Genomic DNA, 23,626 nt, shown 5'->3' with positions numbered 1-23,626 from the left:
GCTGCTGCATTCAGGATTTCCAACAAGCAGATCTGAATTTTTTTTAACCGCGTAAGATATTTACGGTCAGTATATTGTAACGTCGATTATGACTCATTAGTTCAATAAAAACAGTGTCAGAAAAAAAAATACATTTTTTTGTGATTATTAAGGATTTTTAATTAGCTTTACTAAAGACTCAAATATTTCTGTAATCAACTGCCGAATATTTAATGTAAAAGAGATTTAGCTATAAATTAATGAAGATGAATATGAAGAAGGGAACCTTATTCTTAAATCTTGCGTTTGCATTTTTTTCAGCCATGGCGGCTGGACAGAATTCCGGGGAAGTATCACTTAAAATTAATCTCTACCCTATTCAAACAATTGTAGTGAATGCCGGGACAAATACTGCCGACCTAGATTACAAAACCCTGGATGACTATAAAAACGGGGTGAGCATAACAAAAGAAGATCATTTAAAAATATTCAGCACCGGTGGCTTCACCGTGAGGGTCAAAACGATTTCTCCTACACTTACCAATACCCTGAACGGCAGTTCAATTGATGCGGGTGACATTACGGTCACTGTTTCAAAAGGAACGACAAACGGCATCGAAGGTCTTACTTACAGCTCCATCCCGCTCTCTAATACTGACACCGAATTGATCTCGAGCCCTTTTGGTGGCAACAACAAAACCTTCAATATCAATTACGCTGCAAAAGGCGAAGATAAATACGTTAATAAATACATGAAGGCCCAAACCCCCACGGTGTACACGACACAGGTGGTTTACAGTATTGTGGTAAATTGATTAAGCAATGTAATTTCAGGGCGTATCCGGTAAAGTTCGCGCAGAAAACATCTTATTCCATTGCCGAAACTGGTTGCCTTGTCTCAAATTGGGAAAAGCCTCAACTAAAATTGTTTTGCTCTGTCCCAAGTTGGGAAACTCTAAACTAAAACTGGTTTGCTCCGTCCCAGTTTGGGAAATCCTAAACCAAAAATGGTTTGCTCCGATCCAAATTGGGAAACCCTCAACCAAAACTGATTTGCTCCGTCCCAAGTTGGGAAACTCTAAACTAAAACTGGTTTGCCCCGTCCCAACTTGGGAAATCCTAAACCAAAACTGGTTTGCCTCATCCAATTTAGTCTGCCATATTGGAAACGTTCACCCTATGATGCAGTGAGAAATAAAAAAAGCACCTACATTTCTGTAAGTGCTTCATTTTCAAGTGGCCCAGCTTGGGCTCGAACCAAGGACTTGCTGATTATGAGTCAGCTACTCTAACCAGCTGAGTTACAAGGCCAGAAACGAAGGTTTTTAAATTCCTTTGTTTTCATGAGGTGCAAAAATAATCTTTTTTCGATACAATCAAAAATTTTCAGGGCTTTTCTTGGCAAAGTTCTACCAAAACACCGTTTGTGGATTTCGGATGAAGGAAAACCACCAGTTTATTGTCGGCGCCATCCTTAGGTTCTTCTGAAATGAAAATAAATCCTTCCTTCTTAAGTCTTTCTATTTCATCAAAAATATTATCAACACCAAAGGCAATGTGATGGATGCCTTCGCCCTTTTTGTCCAGGAATTTTGCAATCGGACTTTCAGGGTTCGAAGCTTCCACCAGTTCAATCTTGCTTTCGCCTACCTGGTAAAAAGAAGTTGTAACGCCTTCCCTTTCCACCGATTCCTTTTTGTAGTTCTGCGTTCCGAGGAGTCTTTCGAATAAACCATCCGAGGTTTCTAAAGATTTTACCGCAATTCCGAGGTGTTCTATTTTCATCATTTATTCAGTTCAGTTTTTTATGGTTGAAATCTTTGACCATCCGTCGGCGATCTTCCAGCTATTTCAAACAAAAATAGTAAATTTGCGGCATGATTGAAAGTAACCGACAAAGAAAAGTAGCACAGATTATACAGGAAGACTTCGCAGAACTTTTCCGCAAGCAGGCATCAGAAAGCAAACAGACTTTTCTGGTAACGGTTTCGGATGTGAAAGTGACGGCGGATTTAAGCATTGCCAAAATCTATCTCAGTATCTTTCCTCAGGAATTCCGCAAAACAATTATGGCTGAAATTCAGTCCAGCAAAGCAGCTTACCGAAATTTCATCGGCCAGAAGATGGGGAAACAGGTGCGGATCATTCCGGAAATTCAATTTTATCTGGACACTACCCTGGATGATGTGGAAAGAATTGAAAGAGAACTGAAAGGCGAAGGCGACAATCCGGTTTTATAAATATTCGGAAATTTCTTGAAAAACACTGCTTTTTATATCGCAAAACGGTACCTGATTGCCAAAAAAGGCAGTACAGCGGTAACCTTTATTACCTGGCTTGCTGCAATTGCCATGATGGTGGCGGTGGCTTCGATGTTTGTGATTGTATCGGTGTTTTCGGGTCTCGAGATTCTTAACAAGGACCTTATTTCCAATCTGCACGCCGATCTAACGATCAAAAGCACGTCGGGTAAAACGCTGCAAAACATGGACAAAATTCAGTCTGTGCTTCAGAAAAACAAGGAAATTTCACATTTTTCAAAAATCATTGAAGAAAAAGTTTATTTAAGATACAACGGCAAAGGCGACATTGCCTATATTAGAGGTGTAGATTCCGCTTATACTTTAGTGAATCCGATTCACAAATCCATTTTTTACGGGACATATCCGAGCTTCAAATATACCAATGAAGTGCTGATGGAAAACTCCCTGAATAACCGTTTATCTGTTCCGGTAGGTTCAGATAAGGACATCGCGGTAGTGGTAATGCCCAAACCCGGAAAAGGACTCATCAGCAAGGAAGAAGATATTTTCAATAAAAAAGAGGTGTATGTGACCGGTGTTTTCCCAGGAAAAGACCAGCTCGACAACTATATTATTTCTCCGCTCGAACTTACCCAGCAACTGCTGGATCTTCCGAAGCATTCCGCCTATAATATTGTGATTAAACTGAAGAAACCGGAAAACGCTGATGCGGTTCGGGATGATTTGCAGAAAACCCTCGGAAATTCTGTGAGTATCAAGACCAAACAGGAAGAAAATGCTGCATTCTGGAAAATGATCAATATTGAAAAACTCTTTATTTACTTTATTTTTGCCCTAGTTATTTTCATCACCACATTTAACCTGGCGGGTGCCATTATTATTCTTCAGCTCGACAAAAAAGATCAGGCAAAATCGTTGATTTCGCTTGGTTTCCCTTTATCACATCTCAGAAAAACGTATTTTTTTACCGGAATCCTTATTGTAACAGCAGGAATTATATCAGGATTTATTCTTGGAACCTTATTATGTTTGTTCCAGCTGTACACCGGCTTCTTCAAAGCCAGTGAAACCCTTCCATTTCCTGTTAAGATCACCCTTCAAAACTACCTCGTTGTAGCACTTACTGCTGCAATTTTTGGATTTGCAGTTTCGTGGATTTTCTCTAAAATCAACAGACAGAATATTATCAACAGTTAACATAACACTTGTTATATTTTTTGTAATTTTGCAGCCAGATTTTTATTATACAACATGAAAAAAATTTTTACTTTTTTATTGGTAAACCTGTTGTTTGCCAGTACGTTTGCCCAAATTCCGACGGGATATTACAGCGGAACCACCGGATTAACCGGTTATCCATTGAAAACGAAATTAAGTCAAATCATTACGGCAGGTCATCAGGATATGGGTTACGGCGGATTATGGATTGGATACCAAACTACCGACCGCGATTATTATTATGAGAATAACGGTAAAGTGCTGGACATGTATTCTGAGAATCCGACAGGCGCTGACCCGTATGAATATAACATCACTTCAGATCAGTGCGGAAATTATTCAGCTGAAGGCGCATGCTACAACAGGGAACATACTGTTCCGCAAAGTCTTTTCAATTCCGCAAATCCAATGCATAACGACATTCATTTCATCCCTCCGACCGATGGAAAAGTGAACGGCGTGCGAAGCAATTATCCTTATGGGGTGGTTACTACTCCAACCTGGACTTCCCTGAACGGGTCTAAACTGGGTCCCAATACAACTACAGGCTATTCGGGCGTTGTTTTTGAGCCTATCAATGCTTTTAAGGGAGATATCGCCAGAATGATTTTTTATTTTGTGACCCGTTACCAAAATCAGATTCCTTCTTTCAGCAGCGGAAATATGCTCGACGGTACCACTACACGAAGCCTTACCCAATGGGAACTTGAAGTTCTTCTTGCCTGGAATGATGCAGATCCTGTTTCTCCAAGAGAAATCGACCGTAACAATGCAGCTTATGCTTTTCAGGGGAACAGAAACCCGTACATTGATAATCCCAACTGGGTTCATGAAGTCTGGGGCTTTGTAAACACCACTCCGGATACGGTTGCACCATCAACACCAACAAATTTAGCGGTAAACAATATAACAGGAAATTCAGCGACCGCAACGTGGACCGCCTCTACCGATAATATTGCAGTTGCTGGCTATAATGTATATCTGAACGGTGTCCTCTTCGGAAGTTCAGGTTCTACGACCTTCAATATCACTGGACTGAATCCGAATACTTTATATTCAGTAACGGTGACCGCGTTTGATGCTGCCGGAAATAATTCCCCAGCTTCAGCTCCGGTAAACTTTACCACTCTGAATGTTGTGGTGCCTCCGGGAAATTCAAATGAACTGTATATTTCCGAATATGTGGAAGGAACTTCAAACAACAGAGCCATAGAACTCACCAATGCTACACCGGATCCTATTGATCTGAGTAATTACAGCATCCAGAAACAGGTTAACGGTGCCGGGGCGTGGGGAGGTAATTTTCCGCTGACCGGAACACTTGCTCCCAATACTGCGTTTGTTGTCAAAAATTTCAACGCAACGTTTACCTGCACTTTTACAGCTGATATGACTGCGACCGGTACTCCCCTTGATTTTAACGGGAACGATCCTGTTGGTCTTTTCAAAAACGGTGTCTTAATTGATATTGTAGGAACTTTCAACGGCGGATCAGCAGATTTTGCTGCAGATACTACTTTAAGAAGAAATGTAAATAATCCGTCCACAACCTATTCTGCTACGCAGTGGGACAGTTTTCCTGTGAATACATGCGATAATCTGGGGATTGCAAATCCAGCTTCAGTTTTAGCAACAGTTGAAAACGATCTGTCTCAAAGCTGGTCGGTTTATCCGAATCCGGTGAAGAACGGCATACTTTACATTCTGGGTGAAGACCTGAACCAGGTGAACAGAGCTGAAATCTATGACATGAACGGCGCGTTGATTCAGGTGATTGATAAGCCTTTCCGTAGCTCCAATAAAATTATTCTTAGAAATAGCACAAAAGGAAACTACATCCTGAAAGCAGGAAGTTACAGCACCAAATTCATTGTGAATTAATTTACTCAATTATAAATGAACTGAATGGCTGAATTATCTTCAGCCTTTTTTTATTTTTGGGGAATGGAAGCAACGAAAAGATTTGGTCTAATCGGGAGAAACATCTCCTATTCATTTTCAAAGAACTTTTTTGAAGAGAAATTCATGCAATTAAGTCTGGAAAATCATTCCTACGGTTTATTTGATATGGAAGAAATTGATGAGGTTGAAAACCTACTGAACGATCCCGAGATGGTGGGTCTCAATGTAACCATTCCATACAAAGAAAAAATCATCGCTTTTCTGGATGAATTAAGTGAGGAAGCAGAAAAAATAGGCGCGGTAAACTGCATTCACATAAAATACGGTAAAAAAACAGGCTACAATACTGATGCATTCGGGTTTGAAAGAACAATGCTTCTTCACAAAGAAAATTTTCACCATAATGCCTTGGTCCTGGGAAACGGCGGAGCTGCTAAAGCGATCAGATATGTGCTGGAGAAAAACGGAATTCCCTACCAAACTGTTGCCCGGAATACCAACTTGAGTTTCGAAAATTTAACAGAAAGAATGGTTGCCGAAAATCAGATCATTATTCAGTGTACACCGGTTGGGACCTTTCCGGACGTGGAAAAATGCCTTACTTTTCCTTTCGGCGGTTTGTCGGAAAAACATCTCGTAATCGACCTTATTTACAATCCTTCCACGACTCTTTTTCTGAAAAAAGCAGGAGAAAAAGGATCAAAAACAGTCAATGGTTATTATATGCTTGAACAACAGGCAGAAAAGGCCTGGGAAATTTGGAATTTCTAAAAAAAATAAGTTAATTTAGTGCAATATTTCGGTCATAAAACCAAATCGGTGTCCTGACCCTCCATTTAATAAAAAAAGACTGCCATGATTACAGAAGATTTACTTTCTGACAACGAACCCAAAAAAAACGACGCAGCAGTAACTGCGGAGGAGATAAAGACCGATAATCCCTTGGGTACGGAAGCTGAAAAAGCAGTAGAAATCCGGGAAGAAACCGAGTCTACTGACCTGGTTTCATCTGCAACTGAAGCCTCGGCTGAAGATTTTTCTGCGGAAAAAACTGAAGAAACTCCCACCCAAAAGCCTTCCGAAGAGCCTATCCAACCGGAAGAAACAACTTCTGTTGAACCGGTCTCGGAAGAAGCTGAAACGCCGGCTGAAGAAATTTCTGAGGAAAAAACCGCTGAGATTCCTGCAGAAGAATCCGTTGAAAAGCCTACAGAAGAACCCGCTCAGAAGGATGTGGTTAATTCTACTTCTGTTCCCGAAGAAAAAATAAAATCTGCCGCAACTCCCCATCAAAATGAAGAAACGGCTGTCGCCCAGCTGACGCTGTCTCAGACTTTAAAGGAGATGGAAAATATCGTTAATAAAGACAATGCAGGAACTTTTTTTAAACAGTTCAATCTTTTGAAAGATCATGCTCATCATCTGATTCACGAAGAAGAAGCTAAAGAAAAACAGGAAAATCCCGGAAACGAAACTGCTGAAGTTGCTACTGAATATGTTCACCGCGATTCTTCAAAACTTTCAGGGCTCATCCACATCTTCAAAGAAAAGCAGGACGAATATCATAAAAAACAGGATGCGGAACATCAGGTAAATCTTGCCACGCGCCAAAGCATTATCGACAGGCTTAAAAACCTCTATACCAATTCAGAACCGGGCGTAAATTTCTTCAAGGAAATGCGTTCCATCAAAGAAGCATGGCAAAATGCCGGACAGGTAGCAAAATCGGAATTTAAACTCCTCAACAACAATTATTTTCATCATCTGAACCAGTTTTATGCCATGCTGGAGATGAATAAGGAATACCGCGAACAGGAATTCGCGCACAACCTGGAAAAAAGACTTCATATTATTGAAAGAGCCAAAGAACTCGAGAATGAACCGATGGTTCAGAAAGCTCTAAATGAACTTCAGTACCTCCACAAACTCTGGAAAGAAGAAGCAGAGCCCGTTGCGGAAGAATTCCGGGAAAAAACCTGGGAAATTTTCAAGGAAATTTCCGACAAGATCCATGAGCGAAAATCAGAACTTTCGTCTCAGATGGAAGCAGAACAGACTGCCAATCTGGAGAAGAAGAATAAGATTATTGAAGAGATCAAACAGCTTGCCGATCACGGAAAAGACGTAAGCCACAGCTACTGGCAGAACGCGATTAAAAAGATAGAAGAACTGCGGAGCGAATTCCTGAAAACAGGAAGCGTACCACGGAAAGTATCCAACCAGAATTGGGATGCTTTCAAGCAGAATCTGCGTGAATTCAACAGCAAAAAGAATGATTTTTATAAAAATCTGAAAGGTTCGCAGCAGAAAAATTTTGAGGAAAAGATGAAACTCATTGAGCTGGCCAAGGAAAACATGCATTCTGAAGACTGGGAAACCACTGTTCCTTTATTTAAAAAACTTCAGGAAGACTGGAAAAAGATCGGACATGTACCGCGAAGCCAGACCAATAAAATTTGGGAGGACTTCCGCGAAGCCTGCAATACCTTCTTCAACAATTTCCGGGAGAAAAACAATGCCACAACCGACAACTGGAAAGACAATTTTATCCGTAAAAATGCCCTTCTGGAAGAATTAAAAACCATAACTGATGAAGATGGAAGTGTGGAAAAGATTGAGCAGATTAAAACTGCGTGGAATGCCATCGGGAAAGTACCGAAAGAGAAACTCAGCATCAATACCGACTTTAACAAAACACTGAGAGAAAAATTAAAACTCAACAAAATCAATGAGTTTGATCTGAAGGAAGAGGGCCTTTCGGATACGCAGATTACCGATAAAGCCAGAAAAATAAAGAACCAGATCGCCGATCTGGAGGCTGAAATCGCCAAACTCGAAAACAACCTCGGTTTCTTCAGCAACTCGTCAAAAGACAATCCTTTGCTGAAAGATACTTTTCAGAATATCGAAGACAAAAAAGCATTGCTCGAGAGTCTGAAGCAGAACCTTCACCACATGATTGTAGGCGAATAATAAATCACAAATTATACTGGCGAAGCAAAGCAATTTGTCTTCGCTTTTTTTTGGAATGAAAACAGATGAATTTTACATGAACCGCTGTATTCAGCTGGCGGAGCAGGCTCTGGGAAACACGTACCCCAATCCACTGGTAGGAAGTGTTATTGTACATCAGGATGAAATTATCGGGGAAGGTTTTCACCATACAGCGGGCGAAAACCACGCGGAAATCAATGCCATCAGTTCTGTAAAAGATCCCGGACTGCTGAAAGAATCTACCATTTATGTTTCGCTGGAGCCGTGTTCCCATTTCGGGAAAACACCGCCCTGTGCCGATAAGATCGTAGAAACCGGTTTTAGAAAAGTGGTCATCGGAACATTAGACCCTCATAAAAAAGTAAACGGAAAAGGAAAAGCAATCATTGAAAAGGCCGGAATTGAAGTAGTTTCAGGAATATTAGAAGAGAACTGCCGCCAACTCAACCGCAGATTCTTTACTTTTCAAAAGAAAAAACGGCCTTATATCATTCTGAAATGGGCAGAATCCGGAGACGGATTTATCAACAAGGATTTTAAACCTACACAAATTAGCAATGCGCTCACCAAACAGTTTGTTCACCAACTGAGGAGCGAAGAACACGCTATTTTAATAGGCACCAAAACCGCTTTGACCGACAATCCCGATTTAACTACCCGCGAAATTTCCGGCAGAAATCCGGTGCGGATTTTAATTGATCTTGATTTAAAAGTTCCGCGGGATTTTAAGATTTTTAACACTGAAGCTGAGACGCTTGTTTTTAATTTATTCAAAGATTCTGTGGAAGGAAATCTAAAATTCATCAGAATTGAAAAAGAGAATTTTCTGGAAAATTTAATGCAGAAACTGTATGAAAAACAGATTCAGTCGGTTTTGGTGGAGGGCGGCCGTTTTACTTTGGAACAGTTCATCAGCACAGGACTTTGGGATGAGGCCATCGTCATTAAAAATGAAAATTTAAGGCTCGGAAACGGTACCGAAGCGCCGGATTTTGATTTTGATCTCGCCGATTCAAAGCAATTCCGTGACAACAGCATTGAGTTCTATAAAAACATTCAACCTTGGAATTCTCCTACAGCACTCTAAAATCTCCTGTTGAGGAAATCCTGCTGAAGGAAAAAGGAAGCAAATTTATCGGTTTTGCCTTTCCTCTGGCTGAAGAAACAGATCTGAAAATCTGTTTGGGAAAAGTTAGAGAACTCCATCCGAAAGCGACGCATCACTGTTATGCATTCCGATTGGGTTTGAATGGCGAAAATTACCGCGCGAATGATGACGGGGAACCTTCAGGAAGTGCAGGTCTGCCTATTTACAACCAGCTTTTGGCAAACGGCTTAACCAATGTTCTTTTGATTGTCGTACGGTATTACGGTGGAACGAAACTCGGCGTTTCTGGTCTCGTGAAAGCCTATAAAGAATCGGCAAAACTCACTTTGGATGCCGCCGAAATCATTATCAAAGAACTGGAATCAGAACTCGAAATACATTTCAGTTTCAGTCAGCAGAACCTCATTTTTACGCTTCTCAATAAATTTGACGGAAAAATTCTGGACTTTGTGTCCGATGAAAACTGCCGAATTTCAGCAAAAGTAAAAACCTCCCAAAAAGAAAGCATCTCGGAACAACTGTCCGAGATGCAGAATATTAATTTTAAATGGCTTTGAAATAATTGAGGCCCTTAAAAAATATTTAAATGTCTTTTAATCTCTTCGTCCCATTAACATCGATCCCCAATACAGGAGTTGTGCTAATGAGCCTAAAGCCGCCACGAGATATGTTCTTGCGGCCCATGTTAAAGAATCTTTAACTCCAACATATTCTTCCGAAGTTACGGTTCCGGTGTCTTTTAACCATTTCATCGCGCGGTTACTCGCGTCGTATTCTACCGGTAATGTGATAAATGTAAAAAGTGTTGTCACTGCAAACATTGCAACGCCGATCGCGAGAACAGTCGTGTTACCGTTTGGATTTTCAATTGATCTTGTGGCAAACATCAAGGCAATACCGGCAATTAGCACAAACTGCATTAAATTTGAACTGATGTTTACAACCGGAACCAGTTTGGAACGGAGCTGCAACATCGAATAACCCACTTTGTGCTGTACAGCATGTCCGCACTCGTGAGCCGCAACAGCGGCTGCGGCGGCATTTCGCTGCATATATACCCCTTCTGATAAATTTACGGTCTTATTCACCGGATTGTAATGATCGGTGAGTTGTCCGGGAACCGAGATGACCTGAACATCTGAAATCCCGTTATCTCTGAGCATTTTTTCTGCGATTTCTTTTCCGGACATCCCATTGCGCAAATGCACTTTGGAATAATGTTCGAACTTCGATTTCAGCCTGGATGAAACCAGCCAGCTGATGAGCATCGAAATCCCTATAATGATGTAATAACCTGTCATTTTTTCTCCTTTTTTTTTAAGATTTATTAAGTGATTTAAGCTGTAAAAAACGTGCCAAAGTTTTGTGATATGTTTTAATGATTTATATTTGTTCTTCAAATAAAACCACATGTCTGATATTTCTGTAATTGAGGTGAAAACTGATGATGATTTAAAAAATTTCATCCGTTTTCCGATGGATCTTTACAAAAAGAACGAAAATTATGTTCCGCCTTTGATCAATGATGAAAAAAACATTTGGGATCCGAAAGAAAACCCTGCACTGGCTACTTCTGATACCCGACAGTTTTTAGCCTACAAAGACGGCTCTGTTGCGGGTCGGATAGCCGTAATCGTCAATCATAATGAAACAGATGAGAACGGCACGAGCAAAGCCCGCTTTGGCTGGCTGGATTTTATTGATGATTATGAAGTTTCTGAAGCACTCCTTAACAACGCAGTAAGATTTGCTAAAGAAAGAAACATCAAAAAAATTGAAGGACCCATGGGTTTTACAAATCTCGACAAGGCAGGAATGCTCACGATGGGATTTGACAAGCTCGCCACGATGATCGGCCTTTACAATTTCGAGTACTATCCCAAACATCTGGAGAAACTTGGATTTGCGATGGAAAAAGAATGGGTGGAATTTGAAATGAATTTCCCCGAAATACTGCCGCCGAAAGTTGAGAAATTCAGCACCCTTATTGCAGAAAAATACAAACTTAAGGTCCTGAATTTTAAAAACAAGAAGGAAATCCTACCCTATGTGGAGCCAATGTTCAAACTTCTGGACCAAACCTATAACACGCTTTCCACCTACACGCCAATAACCGACGAACAGATCAAGACCTACAAAGAAAAATATTTTCCCTTCATTGATAAAAATTACGTGATTTGCGTGGAAGATGAAAATCATGAACTGATTTCTTTTGCGATAACAATGCCCTCCTATTCAAAAGCGCTTCAGAAATCAAAAGGCAAACTCTTCCCTTTCGGATGGTGGCATTTTCTGCAGGCAGGTAAGAAAAACGACCGCGCCAATTTCTATTTGATCGGCATACAACCCAAATACCAACGAAGAGGGGTGACGGCAATTATTCTGAAGGAAGTTTTTATACGGTTCAATAAAATGGGCATTAAATTTGCCGAAACCAATCCGGAACTGGCTGAAAATAAAAGTGTTCAGGTACTTTGGCAGGATTACAATCCGGTGAATCACAAAAGAAGATGTACCTTTTCCAAAGAAATTTAAATGAAAAAACAGCTGTATTTTTATGTTCTGATGATTGTGGCTTTTGTTGTTTACAATCAGTTTTTTCAGGTTGAAGATGAGAAGATCAACAATCTCATCAATATCCTTTTTGCAAGCTTTCTTTTTCTGTACATCGGTTACATTGCTTATCTCGTTTTGAAGAGACTGAAAAATACAGGGAAAAAGTAATGGGTTCACTTCTTTAATTAATGTTTTTAGAGATAATTTCATGGCTTAAATTTCCTCCTTACAGCTTTATTCATTAAATTTGCAGATTGAGAAAACACTACGGCATTAAAAGTGCACGTGTTGCTCAATAAACAGTTACGAAAGATAAAAGGCAAGGTTAATAAATAGCACACATGAATTTACCCGAAAATTATATTCCAATCATCATTCAGGCTTTAGTAGCCATTGGTTTTGTCGCAGTATCCCTTTTAGGTGCCCATTTTTTAGGCCCGAAACCTACTACCACCACAGTTGATAAAAACAAGAGTTTTGAGTGCGGAATTGAAAGTCAGGGCGACGCCAGAAGTCCGTTTTCCGTTAAATATTTTCTAACCGCGATTCTTTTTGTCCTTTTTGATATCGAAATTGTATTTTTTTACCCTTATGCTGTCAATTTCCGTGAATTTGGAATCGACGGTTTCATTGCAGTCCTCACTTTTGTTGCCATTTTCTTTTTAGGATTTTTATATGTTCTTAAAAGAGGTGCTTTGGACTGGGACAAGTAAAATATTTTTTCTAGTTAACCACGGTCTTGAAATTTAAGATCAAAAAAATTAAAAAAATGTCAGAAAATACACCACAAATAAATACAAACGCTCCCGCTCCTGCAGGTTTCGAAGGCGAAGGATTTTTCGCTACGCAACTCAGCAGTCTGATCGGTATGGCGCGTTCACTTTCCTTATGGCCGCTTCCTTTCGCAACTTCATGCTGCGGAATTGAATTTATGGCAACGATGGGTCCTAACTACGATCTTGCCCGTTTCGGCGGCGAGAGAATGAGTTTCTCTCCAAGACAGGCCGATGTTTTAATGGTTTGCGGAACGATTTCCAAAAAACTGGGACCAATTCTTAAAGAAGTTTACACCCAAATGGCTGAACCAAAATGGGTCATTTCCGTTGGAGCTTGCGCATGCAGCGGCGGAATTTTTGATACGTATTCGGTTCTTCAGGGAATCGATAAGGTAATTCCTGTAGACGTGTACGTTCCGGGTTGCCCGCCAAGACCGGAGCAGATTCTGGAAGGTTTCATGCAGGTTCAGGCCCTTTCGAAAAGTGAAAGTTTAAGAAGAAGAGATCTTCCTCAATATAAAGAATTACTGGACTCTTATAAAATAAACTAAAGGATGGAATTTACGAATGATTTTGTCTCAGAAGCTCTTGTAAGAGAATTTCCGGAATCGGTCATCACGCAGTCAGAATCTTATGGGATGCTAACGCTCGAAATAAAAAAGGAAGATCTGAAAAAAGTGGTGCACCATATGAAAGACAGTAGCTTGGGTTACACCTTTCTTACGGATATCTGCGGGGTCCATTTTCCTGAAAATCCTGAAAAAGAAATTGGCGTGGTTTACCACCTTCATAATCTGGTTGAAAACCACAGGATCCGTCTCAAAACCTTTATGACAAGAGATTTTGCCGAAGTGGATTCGTTAACGGAACTTTTTGCAGCTGCCAACTGGATGGAAAGGGAAACATTCGATTTTTACGGCATTAAATTTAAAGGCCATCCTGATTTACGGGTGATCCTGAATGATCCGGAACTCGGTTATCATCCGATGCTGAAGGAATACAGGCTCGAAGACGGAACCAGAACCGATAAAGACGACGCCATGTTCGGAAGATAACAGCCTAAGCTTTTGCTTAATGCCTAAATCCAAAAAAATATGAAAGACAACGCACTCTCCAATATATTAAATCAGTACGACAGCAAGGAACAGATCGACGGGCAGTTATATACCCTCAATCTCGGACCGACCCACCCTGCAACACACGGAATTTTTCAGAATATTCTGACGATGGACGGAGAAAAAATCCTTCACTCGGAGCAGACTGTGGGATATATTCACCGCGCTTTTGAGAAAATCTCGGAAAGAAGGAATTTCACCCAGATCACGACGCTTACCGACCGGATGAATTACTGTTCAGCGCCCATCAACAATTTAGGATGGCACATGACAGTTGAAAAACTCATCGGCGTAGAAGTGCCCAAAAGGGTTGATTATATGCGCGTGATCATGATGGAACTGGCGAGAATTGCCGATCATTTGGTGTGCAACGCGGTAATTGGAGTCGATACCGGTGCATTAACCGGATTTACCTATATGTTTCAGGAGCGCGAAAGGATCTACGATATTTATGAACAGATTTGTGGCGCCAGAATGACCACAAATATGGGTCGTATCGGAGGTTTCGAAAGAGATTTCACCCCTAAATTCCACGAACTTCTGAACGATTTCCTGAAGACTTTCCCGAAAAGGTTCCAGGAGTTCAACAACTTACTCGAAAGAAACAGGATTTTTATGGACCGTACCATTGGTGCAGGACCCATTTCGGGAGAACGTGCACTGAATTATGGGTTTACGGGTCCGAATCTGCGTGCAGCAGGTGTAGATTATGATGTGAGGGTTGCAACGCCTTATTCTTCTTACGAAGATTTTGATTTCAACATCCCGATCGGAACCGGCGGCGATACCTACGACCGTTTTATGGTGAGACAGCAGGAAATCTGGGAAAGTCTGAAAATCATCGAACAGGCACTTAAAAATCTTCCTGAAGGCCCTTTCCATGCAGATGTTCCTGATTTTTATCTGCCTGAAAAAGCGGATGTTTACACCAAAATGGAAGCCCTGATTTACCATTTCAAAATAGTAATGGGAGAAACCGATGTTCCGAAAGGAGAAGTATACCATGCTGTAGAAGGCGGAAACGGTGAGCTTGGTTTCTATCTGATAAGCGACGGAGGGAGAACTCCATACCGACTGCATTTCAGAAGACCGTGTTTTATCTATTATCAGGCTTATCCTGAAATGATTACAGGTTCCGTTATCTCTGATGCAGTGGTGACTTTAAGCAGTTTAAATGTAATTGCAGGAGAACTGGACGCCTGATTTTAAAATAAAATGAAAATTGAACAGAAGCTGAGATAAATGCTCCTTCCGGTTCTTTAATCTATACAATAATGAGCGAAACTATTGCTTTTAAGCCTGAGACTTTAGATCAGGTTCATCAAATCATCGCAAGATATCCCGAAGGAAAGCACAAATCAGCTTTGATTCCGATCCTGCATGTAGCACAGAAGGAATTCGGCGGCTGGCTGGCTGTTCCGGTAATGGATTATGTGGCAGAAGTCCTGAATATTAAACCAATTGAAGTGTATGAAGTGGCTACTTTTTACTCCATGTTCAATATGAAACCGGTTGGTAAATACGTGCTGGAAGTCTGCAGAACCGGACCTTGTATGCTGAACGGAAGCGAAAAAATCCTTGATCATCTCCGTTCAAGTCTCAACATAAAAGACGGTGAAACAACACCAGACGGACTGTTTACGCTGAAACCGGCAGAATGCCTCGGCGCCTGCGGTTATGCACCCATGATGCAGCTCGGCAAATTTTATCACGAAAATTTAACAAAAGAAAAAGTAGACGAAATCCTTGAACTTTGCAGACAGGGACAGGTTGCTTTAGACTAATTTAAATAAAAAATGAGTAAAAAACTTTTACTTAAAGACGCCCATATTGAGGGGATCCGCTATTTCGACGTTTACCGCAAACAGGGCGGTTACGACTCGGTGGATAAAGCCCTGAAGATGACGCCTGAAGAAATTCTGGAAGAAGTAAAAGCTTCCGGTCTTCGCGGTCGAGGCGGCGCAGGTTTCCCTACCGGACTGAAGTGGAGTTTTCTGGCAAAACCGGAAGGCGTACCGAGATATTTGGTTGTGAATGCCGATGAATCCGAACCGGGAACTTTCAAGGACCGTTATTTAATGGAATTTATTCCGCATCTTTTGATTGAAGGGATGATTGTTTCATCATTTGCGCTTGGTGCCCATCTTTCCTACATCTACATCAGAGGTGAGTATGCGTGGATTACAGAAATTCTGGAAGAAGCCATTGAAGAAGCAAAAAAGAACGGATTTTTAGGCAAAAATATTTTAGGGACAGGTTACGATCTGGAAATTTATGTTCAGAGAGGAGCCGGAGCTTATATTTGCGGTGAAGAAACCGCACTTTTGGAATCCCTTGAAGGAAAAAGAGGAAATCCGCGTCTTAAACCGCCATTCCCGGCTGTGAAAGGACTTTGGGAATCTCCAACGGTGGTCAACAATGTAGAGACCATCGCTGCCGTAGTTCCAATTATCAATATCACCGGTGCAGAATATGCGAAAATCGGTGTTGGGAAATCTACCGGAACAAAACTGATTTCAGCCTGCGGAAACATCAACAAACCGGGCGTTTACGAAATCGACATGACGATCAGCGTTGAAGAATTCATCTATTCTGATGAATACTGCGGCGGAATTCCGAACGGTAAAAAACTCAAAGCCTGTATTCCGGGTGGAAGTTCCGTTCCTATTGTTCCCGCGAATTTACTGCTGAAAACCATCAACGGCGAACCGCGACTTATGAATTACGAATCTCTTGCAGACGGCGGTTTTGCCACAGGAACCATGATGGGTTCCGGAGGTTTTATTGTCCTGGATGAAGACCAGTGCGTCGTAGAACACACGCTGACTTTGGCAAGATTTTACGCCCACGAAAGCTGTGGTCAGTGTACGCCTTGTCGTGAAGGAACGCCGTGGATGTATAAAATTCTTAAAAAAATCGATTCCGGAAACGGAACGATGTCAGATATTGATCTACTCTGGGATGTACAGAGAAAAATTGAAGGAAATACCATTTGTCCTCTCGGCGATGCCGCGGCCTGGCCGGTTGCAGCTGCAATCCGTCATTTCCGTGATGAGTTCGAGTGGCATGTGAACAATCCTGAATTATGTTTAACCCAGAATTACGGACTGGCCAATTATGCAGATCCGATTCCTGTTGCAGCAGCAAATGCGCAAATATAAATTTTGAAAAATAAAATCCTTTTCATTTTCATGGTAATGTTGGCAGCTACAAATATGAAAGCACAAAACGAACCCTTCCGCAAAGGAGCCGTCATGGTTTTTTGGGGATGGAACAATGCTGCCTATACCCATACCGACATTCATTTTAAAGGTGCTGATTACAATTTTCAGTTGAATGATGTGGTGGCACACGACCGCCAGTCGCCTTTCAGATTCAATTTATACTTCAATCCGTCAAAAATTACGGTGCCGCAGGTGAATTACCGAATTTCTTATTTCATTAAGGATGATATGGCAATTTCAATTGGGATGGATCATATGAAATATGTGATGGATCAGGAACAAACTGTTGATTTTAAGGGAAACATCAGCGATCCGAAATATGCTGCAATGGTACACAACGGCAAAGTTGATCTCACAGATGGAGAATTTTTACAGTTTGAACATACCGACGGATTAAATTATATCAATACAGGGGTCCAGAAATACAGACATCTGCTTAACCACACCAATTTTGATGTTTATTGGGGCTACGGCGCCGGGTTAGGAGTATTGCTGCCAAAATCAAATGTGAGCTTAATGGGATTTGAAAGAAGTGACCGTTTTCACGTTGCAGGTTTTGGTCTGGACGCAAGAACCAGTCTGAATGTTATTGTATGGAAACATATCGTTGCCCAGATCGAAGGAAAAGCGGGTTACATTAATCTGCCCGATATTAAAACGACTTTAAACAACAAACCCGACAAAGCTTCACAGGATTTTGCTTTTGCTCAGGTAAATTTAGGGATCGGTTATACCTTTAATACGAAGAAAAATAATTAAAAAAGCCCAGTGCTTGAAGCTTAATGCTAAAGATATGAGCGAAGAAATTAAAAAATTTAAAATAACCATCGACGGACAGACTGCCGAAGTGTTGCCCGGAACTTCCATTCTCGAAGCTGCAAGGCAAATCGGAGGAAAATCGGTGCCACCGGCAATGTGCTACTATAAACCGCTCGAAACAAGCGGCGGACGATGTAGAACCTGTTTGGTGGAAGTTTCGAAAGGTTCAGAAGCCGATCCTAGACCGATGCCGAAACTTGTGGCAAGCTGCAGGACCGGTGTTATGGACGGAATGGAAGTGAAAAACCTTACCTCCGAAAAAACCCAGGAAGGAAGAAAGGCCGTAACGGAATTTCTTTTGCTGAACCATCCTTTGGACTGCCCGATTTGTGATCAGGCCGGCGAATGCCATCTGCAGGATCTCGGCTACGAACACGGAGTTGAAAATACCAGAACAGAATTTGAAAGACGGACTTTTGAGCCGGAAGATATTGGCCCGTACATTAAACTGAACATGAACCGCTGCATTCTGTGCGCGCGTTGTGTTTTGGCAGCCAATCAGCTTACCGAAAAAAGAGAACACGGAATCCTTTTCAGAGGTGACCATGCTGAGATTTCCACCTATCTGAATAAAGCACTGGATAACGATTTCATCGGAAATGTTATTGATGTGTGTCCGGTAGGAGCCTTAACCGACAAAACTGCCCGTTTTGCAAGCAGGGTTTGGTTTACCAATCCGGTGAATGCGACCTGCGAATGCTCAAAATGTTCAGGAAAAGCCGTACTTTGGATGAAAGGCGACGAAATCATAAGAGTCACCGCGCGCAAAGACCAGTACGATGAAGTTGAGGAATGGATCTGTAACGAGTGTCGTTTCGAACGCAAAGACATCAGCAAATGGACAGTTGAAGGACCAAGACATATCGACCGACATTCTGTAATATCCCTTAACCATTACGAAAAACCGGAAAACATGATCAGTCTTCTGGAAAATCCCGATGCGAAGGAACTGAGTTCAAAAGATTAAGCGAAGTCTGAAAATAATTTAATTTAATTCTGCATTTCCGAATCGATGCAGAGAGACAAATGTTATAAATAAAAATGGAGTTACTAACTTTTAAAATCATATTGGTGCTGTCACTGTTCCTACTGGCACTTACGGTGGCCGCCTACTCTACCTGGGCGGAAAGAAAAGTGGCCGCGATCATGCAGGACAGAATCGGACCTAACCGATCCGGGCCTTTCGGGCTGCTGCAGCCGCTTGCTGATGGTGGAAAATTTTTCTTCAAGGAGGATTTTACACCCGACGGAGCAGAAAGGTTCCTATTCGTTGTAGGACCGTCGCTGGTGATGTTCATTTCCCTGATTACAGGAGCCGTTATTCCGTGGGGGAAAACCCTGAATATCGGCGGAACTTCATTTGACCTGCAGGTTGCCAATATTGATGTAGGCGTTCTGTACCTCGTGGGAATGGTTTCCATCGGCGTGTACGGAATCATGCTCGGAGGCTGGGCTTCCAATAACAAATTTTCCCTGATCGGAGCCATCCGTGCAAGTTCGCAGATGATTTCCTATGAACTCGCAATGGGACTTTCCCTGCTCGCGATTATTATGATGGCGGGATCGCTTGACCTGAAAGTGATCGTTGAACAGCAGACACATGGTAAAATCTGGGGAATTATTCCTGAGGTTTCAGGCCTGAACTGGAATATTTTTTATCAGCCTATCGCATTTATCATCTTTTTTGTAGCAGCTTTGGCTGAAACCAACCGTTCGCCTTTCGATTTGCCTGAATGTGAATCTGAGCTTGTAAACGGTTATCATACAGAATATTCATCGATGAAACTCGGGCTTTATATGTTCGGGGAATATGTGAACATGTTTATTTCGAATGCGCTGATCACTGTTTTATTCTTCGGCGGTTACAATTATCCGGGAATCGACTGGGTAACCCAGAACTGGGGCGAAAATGCGGCAGGAATCATCTCCATCCTCGCATTTTTAGGGAAAACGTTCTTCGGAATTTTTGTATTTATGTGGATCCGCTGGACTTTACCAAGATTCAGATATGACCAATTGATGCATTTGGGATGGAAAAAACTGATACCGTTTGCGCTGATCAACCTGATGGTGACCGCTGCATTGATTTTGCTGTATCAACATTATATGAAATAAAAGGCAGAATTAATTAAGCAAATAAAACCTCTTATAACCCCGATTGACGCGGCATCCTTTTGCGGAACCTTCCGACGGACAAAGCCAGGCCAAGGTGAAGCAAAAGATAGAGCAAAAAGCGGGACAGAACGAGATAGAAGCAATTTAGGTGTTGCTTCTTAAAATAAAAATATTTTTCTGAAAATGAAACATCTTTGCTCAAAGCAAACTAAACAAAAAGGGTTGAGAATAGATGTTCCATCTGTCCAATGAAAAAAGATAAATAAAGCAGATGAAATTAACGAACAGATCAAAAGTGGTCTCGAACAAAAAAATGACTTTCGGTGAAAGTGTTTATATTCCTGCCATTCTCGGCGGGATGGGTATTACCATGAAGCACGCTCTGAAAACACTTTTTAAAGGTTCCAGCACCATTTCATATCCGGAAGAAGTGAGGCCCAGAGCGAAAGTCTGGAGAGGACAGCACGTGTTGAAGCGCGATGAAGAAGGCAGAGAACGCTGCACTGCATGCGGACTTTGTGCAGTTGCCTGCCCGGCTGAAGCCATTGTTATGACCTCCGCTGAACGGACTAAAGATGAAAAAGACCTTTACCGCGAAGAAAAATATGCATCGATGTATGAAATCAACATGCTGAGATGTATTTTCTGCGGAATGTGTGAAGAAGCCTGCCCGAAATCGGCCATTTATCTTACCGACCGCCTTGTGAATGTGGAAGAGAACCGCGGAAGCTTTGTGTACGGAAAAGATAGACTGGTTGAAAAAATCAATGCGAGAATTGATATTTCGGACAGACAGAGTGAACTGCAAAAAAAATCGGTGAAATAATGGAACAGGTATTATTCTTTTTCGTGGCGTTCTGCGCTGTGGCAAGTGCCGTGAATTTTGTATTTGCCAGAAACCCGATGTACTCCATCCTTTCTTTGATCGTTACGATGTTTTCGATTGCGGGACTATACATTCTGCTGAACGCTCAGTTTTTGGGAATTGTGCAAATCATTGTTTATGCAGGTGCCATTATGGTCCTCTTTCTTTACATTTTGATGATGCTGAATTTGGACAAAGCCGACGAAAGCAAAAAACAGAACCTCATGAAATTCATCGGGGTATTTTCTGCCGGTTTGCTTTTAATCGGAATACTTGGCGCTTTCAGAGGTTTGAGTTTTGAGCCGGTATCTGCTGATGTTGATTCTTCGGTAGGTTTGACCAAAAACCTCGGAAGATTATTGTTTAACGAATATGTTTTGCCTTTCGAACTGGCTTCCCTTCTCATTCTTGCGGGAATAGTAGGCGCAGTGCTGATTGGTAAAAAAGATCTATAGATTATGGGAGAAGTAAATTCATTGATACAGGCAGTTCCGCTCGAGTATTTTGTTATTCTGAGTTCGGTATTGTTCTGTCTGGGAGTTATGGGAGTTTTGATCCGAAAAAATGCCATCATTATTTTGGGATGTGTAGAATTGATGCTGAATTCCGTAAATCTTCTGCTGGCTGCATTTTCAAGCTATAAAGGCGACGGAAACGGACAGATTCTGGTGTTCTTCATTATGGTTGTTGCCGCTGCTGAAGTTGCGGTGGGATTGGCCATCATCGCGATGATGTACCGAAATACAAAATCGGTAGACATCAGTATTTTTAATAAATTAAGAGGATAATAAAGGATGGAAAATTTAGTTTACGCGATTATACTTTTGCCCCTTCTCGGATTTCTGATCAACGGTCTTTTCGGTAAAAATCTTCCGAAAATGGTTGTAGGAAGCCTTGCAACTGCGGTGGTTTTTGCCTCTTTCTGCATAGCTTTGAGCATATTTTTAAAAACCGACTCCAACAGTGCTCCTGTTCTGGTAAAAGCCTTCGAATGGTTTACCGTGAACGGAATACAGGTTAATTTCAGTTTCCAGATCGATCAGCTTTCGCTTATGATGATTATGATCATCACCGGGATCGGTTCCCTTATTCACCTCTACTCCATCGGCTATATGAGTCATGACAAAGGTTTCTATAAATTCTTCACTTACCTGAATTTATTCATCTTTTCCATGCTTCTGCTTGTGATGGGTGGCAATTACCTCATCCTTTTCATTGGCTGGGAAGGCGTTGGATTATGTTCCTATCTGCTCATCGGTTTCTGGTACGAAAACAAAGAATACGGCGCCGCTGCACGAAAAGCCTTCATCATGAACCGGATCGGTGATCTGGGAATGCTGATCGGGATTTTTATGATCGCCTATGAAACCAATGCGCTTGATTATATTTCTGTCGCGCAGAATTCCGGAAAATTTGAACTCGACAGTACAGTCATTATATTCATTACAGCGAGTTTATTTATCGGAGCTGTAGGAAAATCGGCGCAGGTTCCGCTTTTCACCTGGCTGCCGGATGCGATGGCTGGACCGACTCCTGTTTCTGCATTAATTCACGCTGCAACCATGGTTACCGCCGGAATTTATTTGGTAGTCCGTTCCAATTTCCTCTTCTCTCTTGCGCCAACCACGATGAACGGAATTCTTTTCATCGGGCTTTTAACCGCTTTGGTAGCTGCATTTATTGGATTACGGCAGAATGATATTAAAAAAGTTCTCGCATACTCTACCGTTTCACAGTTAGGATTTATGTTTGTGGCGCTTGGAGTCGGCGCTTATACCACTGCGATGTTCCACTTGATGACGCACGCGTTTTTCAAAGCGTTGCTGTTCCTCGGTTCCGGCTCTGTTATTCATGCAATGAGCGGCGAACAGGATATGAGATTCATGGGTGGATTAAAGAAAAAGATTCCGATTACCCACATCACCTTCTTTATCGGAACACTGGCTATTTCAGGATTTCCATTCCTTTCCGGAATGATCTCGAAAGATGAAATCCTCACCAATGTTTACGGAAACAATCCTTTGCTGTGGATTCTACTCTTTATAATAGCAGCAATGACGGCAATTTATATGTTCCGTGCCTATTATCTGACTTTCCACGGTGAATTCAGAGGTACCGAAGAACAGAAAAAGCATCTTCATGAAAGTCCGCTGAACATGACTTTACCTTTGATGGTTCTTGCAGTTCTTTCTATTGTTGGCGGTTTCATTAATCTTCCACATTTCATCGGTCACGGAAACTATGCAAAACTCGACCACTGGCTGCACACGCTTTTTGCAACCGATATTCAGTTGGCGGAAGTGCCTTTCAATACCGAAATGATTCTTTTAGCCGCGACCGTTGTTATGTTTTTTGCGGTGTGGTTCATTGTTAAAAATATATATGTCAACAAGAAAAAACTTCCGTTGGCAGATGAAGAATATGAAGGTTGGGAACGGCTTTCGAACAAAAAACTATTTATTGATGAACTTTACGATGCTACTTTTGTGAAACTTACAGAGGGCTTCGGCGTGGGCGGAAACATGTTTGATAAGAACATCCTGGACCGCTTTGTAAACTTCATCGGAATCGGTGCAGAAGACTCGGGAAGAGCAGCAAAGAGATTACAGAACGGAAATGTAGAAAACTACGTTCTTATCATGTCTTTGGCTATCGGAATTATCTTAATCGTTAACTTTATATTACAATAAT

25 protein-coding genes and 1 tRNA gene are annotated in these 23,626 nt (G+C 41.6%); 23 read left to right on the top strand and 3 right to left on the bottom strand.

All coding sequences use genetic code 11. From position 1 onward, the window contains the following. Positions 1–245: 245 nt before the first annotated feature. Entirely contained in the window at positions 246–794 is a 549-nt protein-coding gene (locus tag FUA25_RS05960; RefSeq protein ID WP_147755987.1) for a hypothetical protein, read from the top strand. A gap of 422 nt (positions 795–1,216) precedes the next feature. Here FUA25_RS05960 and FUA25_RS05955 read toward each other — a convergent pair. Beyond that, positions 1,217–1,290: transfer RNA gene (locus tag FUA25_RS05955), tRNA-Ile, on the bottom strand. Between the two features lie 75 nt (positions 1,291–1,365). Further along, a complete protein-coding gene (gene mce / locus FUA25_RS05950) occupies positions 1,366–1,764 on the bottom strand; it encodes a methylmalonyl-CoA epimerase (protein ID WP_147756332.1) in 399 nt (132 codons plus the stop codon). A gap of 95 nt (positions 1,765–1,859) precedes the next feature. Between mce and rbfA the strand changes: the two genes are divergently transcribed. The 7 genes from rbfA to FUA25_RS05915 all read left to right on the top strand — a co-directional run bounded on the left by rbfA (position 1,860) and on the right by FUA25_RS05915 (position 10,022). Continuing rightward, positions 1,860–2,219, top strand: a complete 360-nt coding sequence (rbfA, locus tag FUA25_RS05945; protein WP_147756331.1) for a 30S ribosome-binding factor RbfA — start codon at positions 1,860–1,862, stop codon at positions 2,217–2,219. A 15-nt stretch (positions 2,220–2,234) separates the two neighbouring features. Continuing rightward, positions 2,235–3,440 carry an ABC transporter permease gene (locus FUA25_RS05940; RefSeq protein WP_147755986.1) on the top strand — a complete coding sequence of 402 codons (1,206 nt, stop codon included), beginning with the start codon at positions 2,235–2,237 and terminating at the stop codon, positions 3,438–3,440. Positions 3,441–3,494: 54 nt separating this feature from the next. Further along, complete coding sequence (locus FUA25_RS05935; RefSeq protein ID WP_147755985.1) at positions 3,495–5,342, top strand: endonuclease; 1,848 nt, start codon at positions 3,495–3,497, stop codon at positions 5,340–5,342. 63 nt (positions 5,343–5,405) lie between these two features. Then, positions 5,406–6,134 carry a shikimate dehydrogenase family protein gene (locus FUA25_RS05930; protein ID WP_147756330.1) on the top strand — a complete coding sequence of 243 codons (729 nt, stop codon included), beginning with the start codon at positions 5,406–5,408 and terminating at the stop codon, positions 6,132–6,134. A gap of 384 nt (positions 6,135–6,518) precedes the next feature. Next, on the top strand, positions 6,519–8,336 hold the full coding sequence (locus FUA25_RS05925) for a DUF349 domain-containing protein (RefSeq protein WP_410493469.1): 1,818 nt from the start codon (positions 6,519–6,521) through the stop codon (positions 8,334–8,336). Positions 8,337–8,391: 55 nt separating this feature from the next. After that, positions 8,392–9,444: a bifunctional diaminohydroxyphosphoribosylaminopyrimidine deaminase/5-amino-6-(5-phosphoribosylamino)uracil reductase RibD gene (gene ribD / locus FUA25_RS05920; RefSeq protein WP_147755983.1), complete on the top strand. Its 1,053-nt coding sequence runs from the start codon at positions 8,392–8,394 to the stop codon at positions 9,442–9,444. Then, positions 9,420–10,022, top strand: a complete 603-nt coding sequence (locus tag FUA25_RS05915; RefSeq protein ID WP_147755982.1) for an IMPACT family protein — start codon at positions 9,420–9,422, stop codon at positions 10,020–10,022. The genes ribD and FUA25_RS05915 overlap by 25 nt, the downstream gene beginning before the upstream one ends. 36 nt (positions 10,023–10,058) lie before the next feature. On the opposite strand, the gene FUA25_RS05910 is transcribed toward FUA25_RS05915, so the two are convergent. Further along, a complete protein-coding gene (locus FUA25_RS05910; RefSeq protein ID WP_147755981.1) occupies positions 10,059–10,766 on the bottom strand; it encodes a zinc metallopeptidase in 708 nt (235 codons plus the stop codon). A 109-nt stretch (positions 10,767–10,875) separates the two neighbouring features. On the opposite strand from FUA25_RS05910, the gene FUA25_RS05905 reads away from it, so the two are divergent. The 15 genes from FUA25_RS05905 to nuoL all read left to right on the top strand — a co-directional run bounded on the left by FUA25_RS05905 (position 10,876) and on the right by nuoL (position 23,625). Further along, a complete protein-coding gene (locus FUA25_RS05905) occupies positions 10,876–12,000 on the top strand; it encodes a GTP cyclohydrolase (protein WP_147755980.1) in 1,125 nt (374 codons plus the stop codon). Then, positions 12,001–12,189, top strand: a complete 189-nt coding sequence (locus tag FUA25_RS05900; protein WP_147755979.1) for a hypothetical protein — start codon at positions 12,001–12,003, stop codon at positions 12,187–12,189. A gap of 173 nt (positions 12,190–12,362) precedes the next feature. Continuing rightward, positions 12,363–12,734 carry an NADH-quinone oxidoreductase subunit A gene (locus tag FUA25_RS05895; RefSeq protein ID WP_147755978.1) on the top strand — a complete coding sequence of 124 codons (372 nt, stop codon included), beginning with the start codon at positions 12,363–12,365 and terminating at the stop codon, positions 12,732–12,734. A gap of 56 nt (positions 12,735–12,790) precedes the next feature. Then, positions 12,791–13,348, top strand: coding sequence for an NADH-quinone oxidoreductase subunit B (locus tag FUA25_RS05890; protein WP_147755977.1), 558 nt, complete (start codon positions 12,791–12,793; stop codon positions 13,346–13,348). Between the two features lie 3 nt (positions 13,349–13,351). Then, positions 13,352–13,852, top strand: coding sequence for an NADH-quinone oxidoreductase subunit C (locus FUA25_RS05885; protein ID WP_147755976.1), 501 nt, complete (start codon positions 13,352–13,354; stop codon positions 13,850–13,852). A gap of 39 nt (positions 13,853–13,891) precedes the next feature. After that, complete coding sequence (nuoD, locus tag FUA25_RS05880; RefSeq protein WP_147755975.1) at positions 13,892–15,115, top strand: NADH dehydrogenase (quinone) subunit D; 1,224 nt, start codon at positions 13,892–13,894, stop codon at positions 15,113–15,115. 71 nt (positions 15,116–15,186) lie between these two features. After that, positions 15,187–15,696: a complex I 24 kDa subunit family protein gene (nuoE, locus tag FUA25_RS05875; RefSeq protein ID WP_147755974.1), complete on the top strand. Its 510-nt coding sequence runs from the start codon at positions 15,187–15,189 to the stop codon at positions 15,694–15,696. 12 nt (positions 15,697–15,708) lie between these two features. Further along, a complete protein-coding gene (nuoF, locus tag FUA25_RS05870; protein ID WP_147755973.1) occupies positions 15,709–17,073 on the top strand; it encodes an NADH-quinone oxidoreductase subunit NuoF in 1,365 nt (454 codons plus the stop codon). Positions 17,074–17,127: 54 nt separating this feature from the next. Then, positions 17,128–17,895 carry a hypothetical protein gene (locus tag FUA25_RS05865; protein WP_228411655.1) on the top strand — a complete coding sequence of 256 codons (768 nt, stop codon included), beginning with the start codon at positions 17,128–17,130 and terminating at the stop codon, positions 17,893–17,895. A gap of 34 nt (positions 17,896–17,929) precedes the next feature. After that, positions 17,930–18,922 (top strand): 2Fe-2S iron-sulfur cluster-binding protein, encoded by a 993-nt coding sequence (locus FUA25_RS05860; protein ID WP_147755971.1) that lies wholly within the window; start codon positions 17,930–17,932, stop codon positions 18,920–18,922. A gap of 74 nt (positions 18,923–18,996) precedes the next feature. Continuing rightward, a complete protein-coding gene (nuoH, locus tag FUA25_RS05855) occupies positions 18,997–20,070 on the top strand; it encodes an NADH-quinone oxidoreductase subunit NuoH (protein WP_147755970.1) in 1,074 nt (357 codons plus the stop codon). Between the two features lie 271 nt (positions 20,071–20,341). Next, entirely contained in the window at positions 20,342–20,896 is a 555-nt protein-coding gene (locus FUA25_RS05850) for a NuoI/complex I 23 kDa subunit family protein (RefSeq protein ID WP_147755969.1), read from the top strand. Continuing rightward, positions 20,896–21,390, top strand: a complete 495-nt coding sequence (locus tag FUA25_RS05845) for an NADH-quinone oxidoreductase subunit J (RefSeq protein WP_147755968.1) — start codon at positions 20,896–20,898, stop codon at positions 21,388–21,390. Before FUA25_RS05850 ends, FUA25_RS05845 begins: the two co-directional genes overlap by 1 nt. A gap of 3 nt (positions 21,391–21,393) precedes the next feature. Next, a complete protein-coding gene (gene nuoK / locus FUA25_RS05840; RefSeq protein ID WP_147755967.1) occupies positions 21,394–21,723 on the top strand; it encodes an NADH-quinone oxidoreductase subunit NuoK in 330 nt (109 codons plus the stop codon). Positions 21,724–21,729: 6 nt separating this feature from the next. Beyond that, entirely contained in the window at positions 21,730–23,625 is a 1,896-nt protein-coding gene (gene nuoL / locus FUA25_RS05835; protein WP_147755966.1) for an NADH-quinone oxidoreductase subunit L, read from the top strand. Position 23,626 lies beyond the last annotated feature (1 nt).

The organism is Chryseobacterium sp., assembly GCF_008014695.1.
In the GTDB taxonomy this organism is placed as follows: Bacteria; Bacteroidota; Bacteroidia; order Flavobacteriales; family Weeksellaceae; genus Kaistella.
Note: the sequence above shows the minus strand (reverse complement) of the source record. Positions and strands in the feature narration are given on the sequence as shown.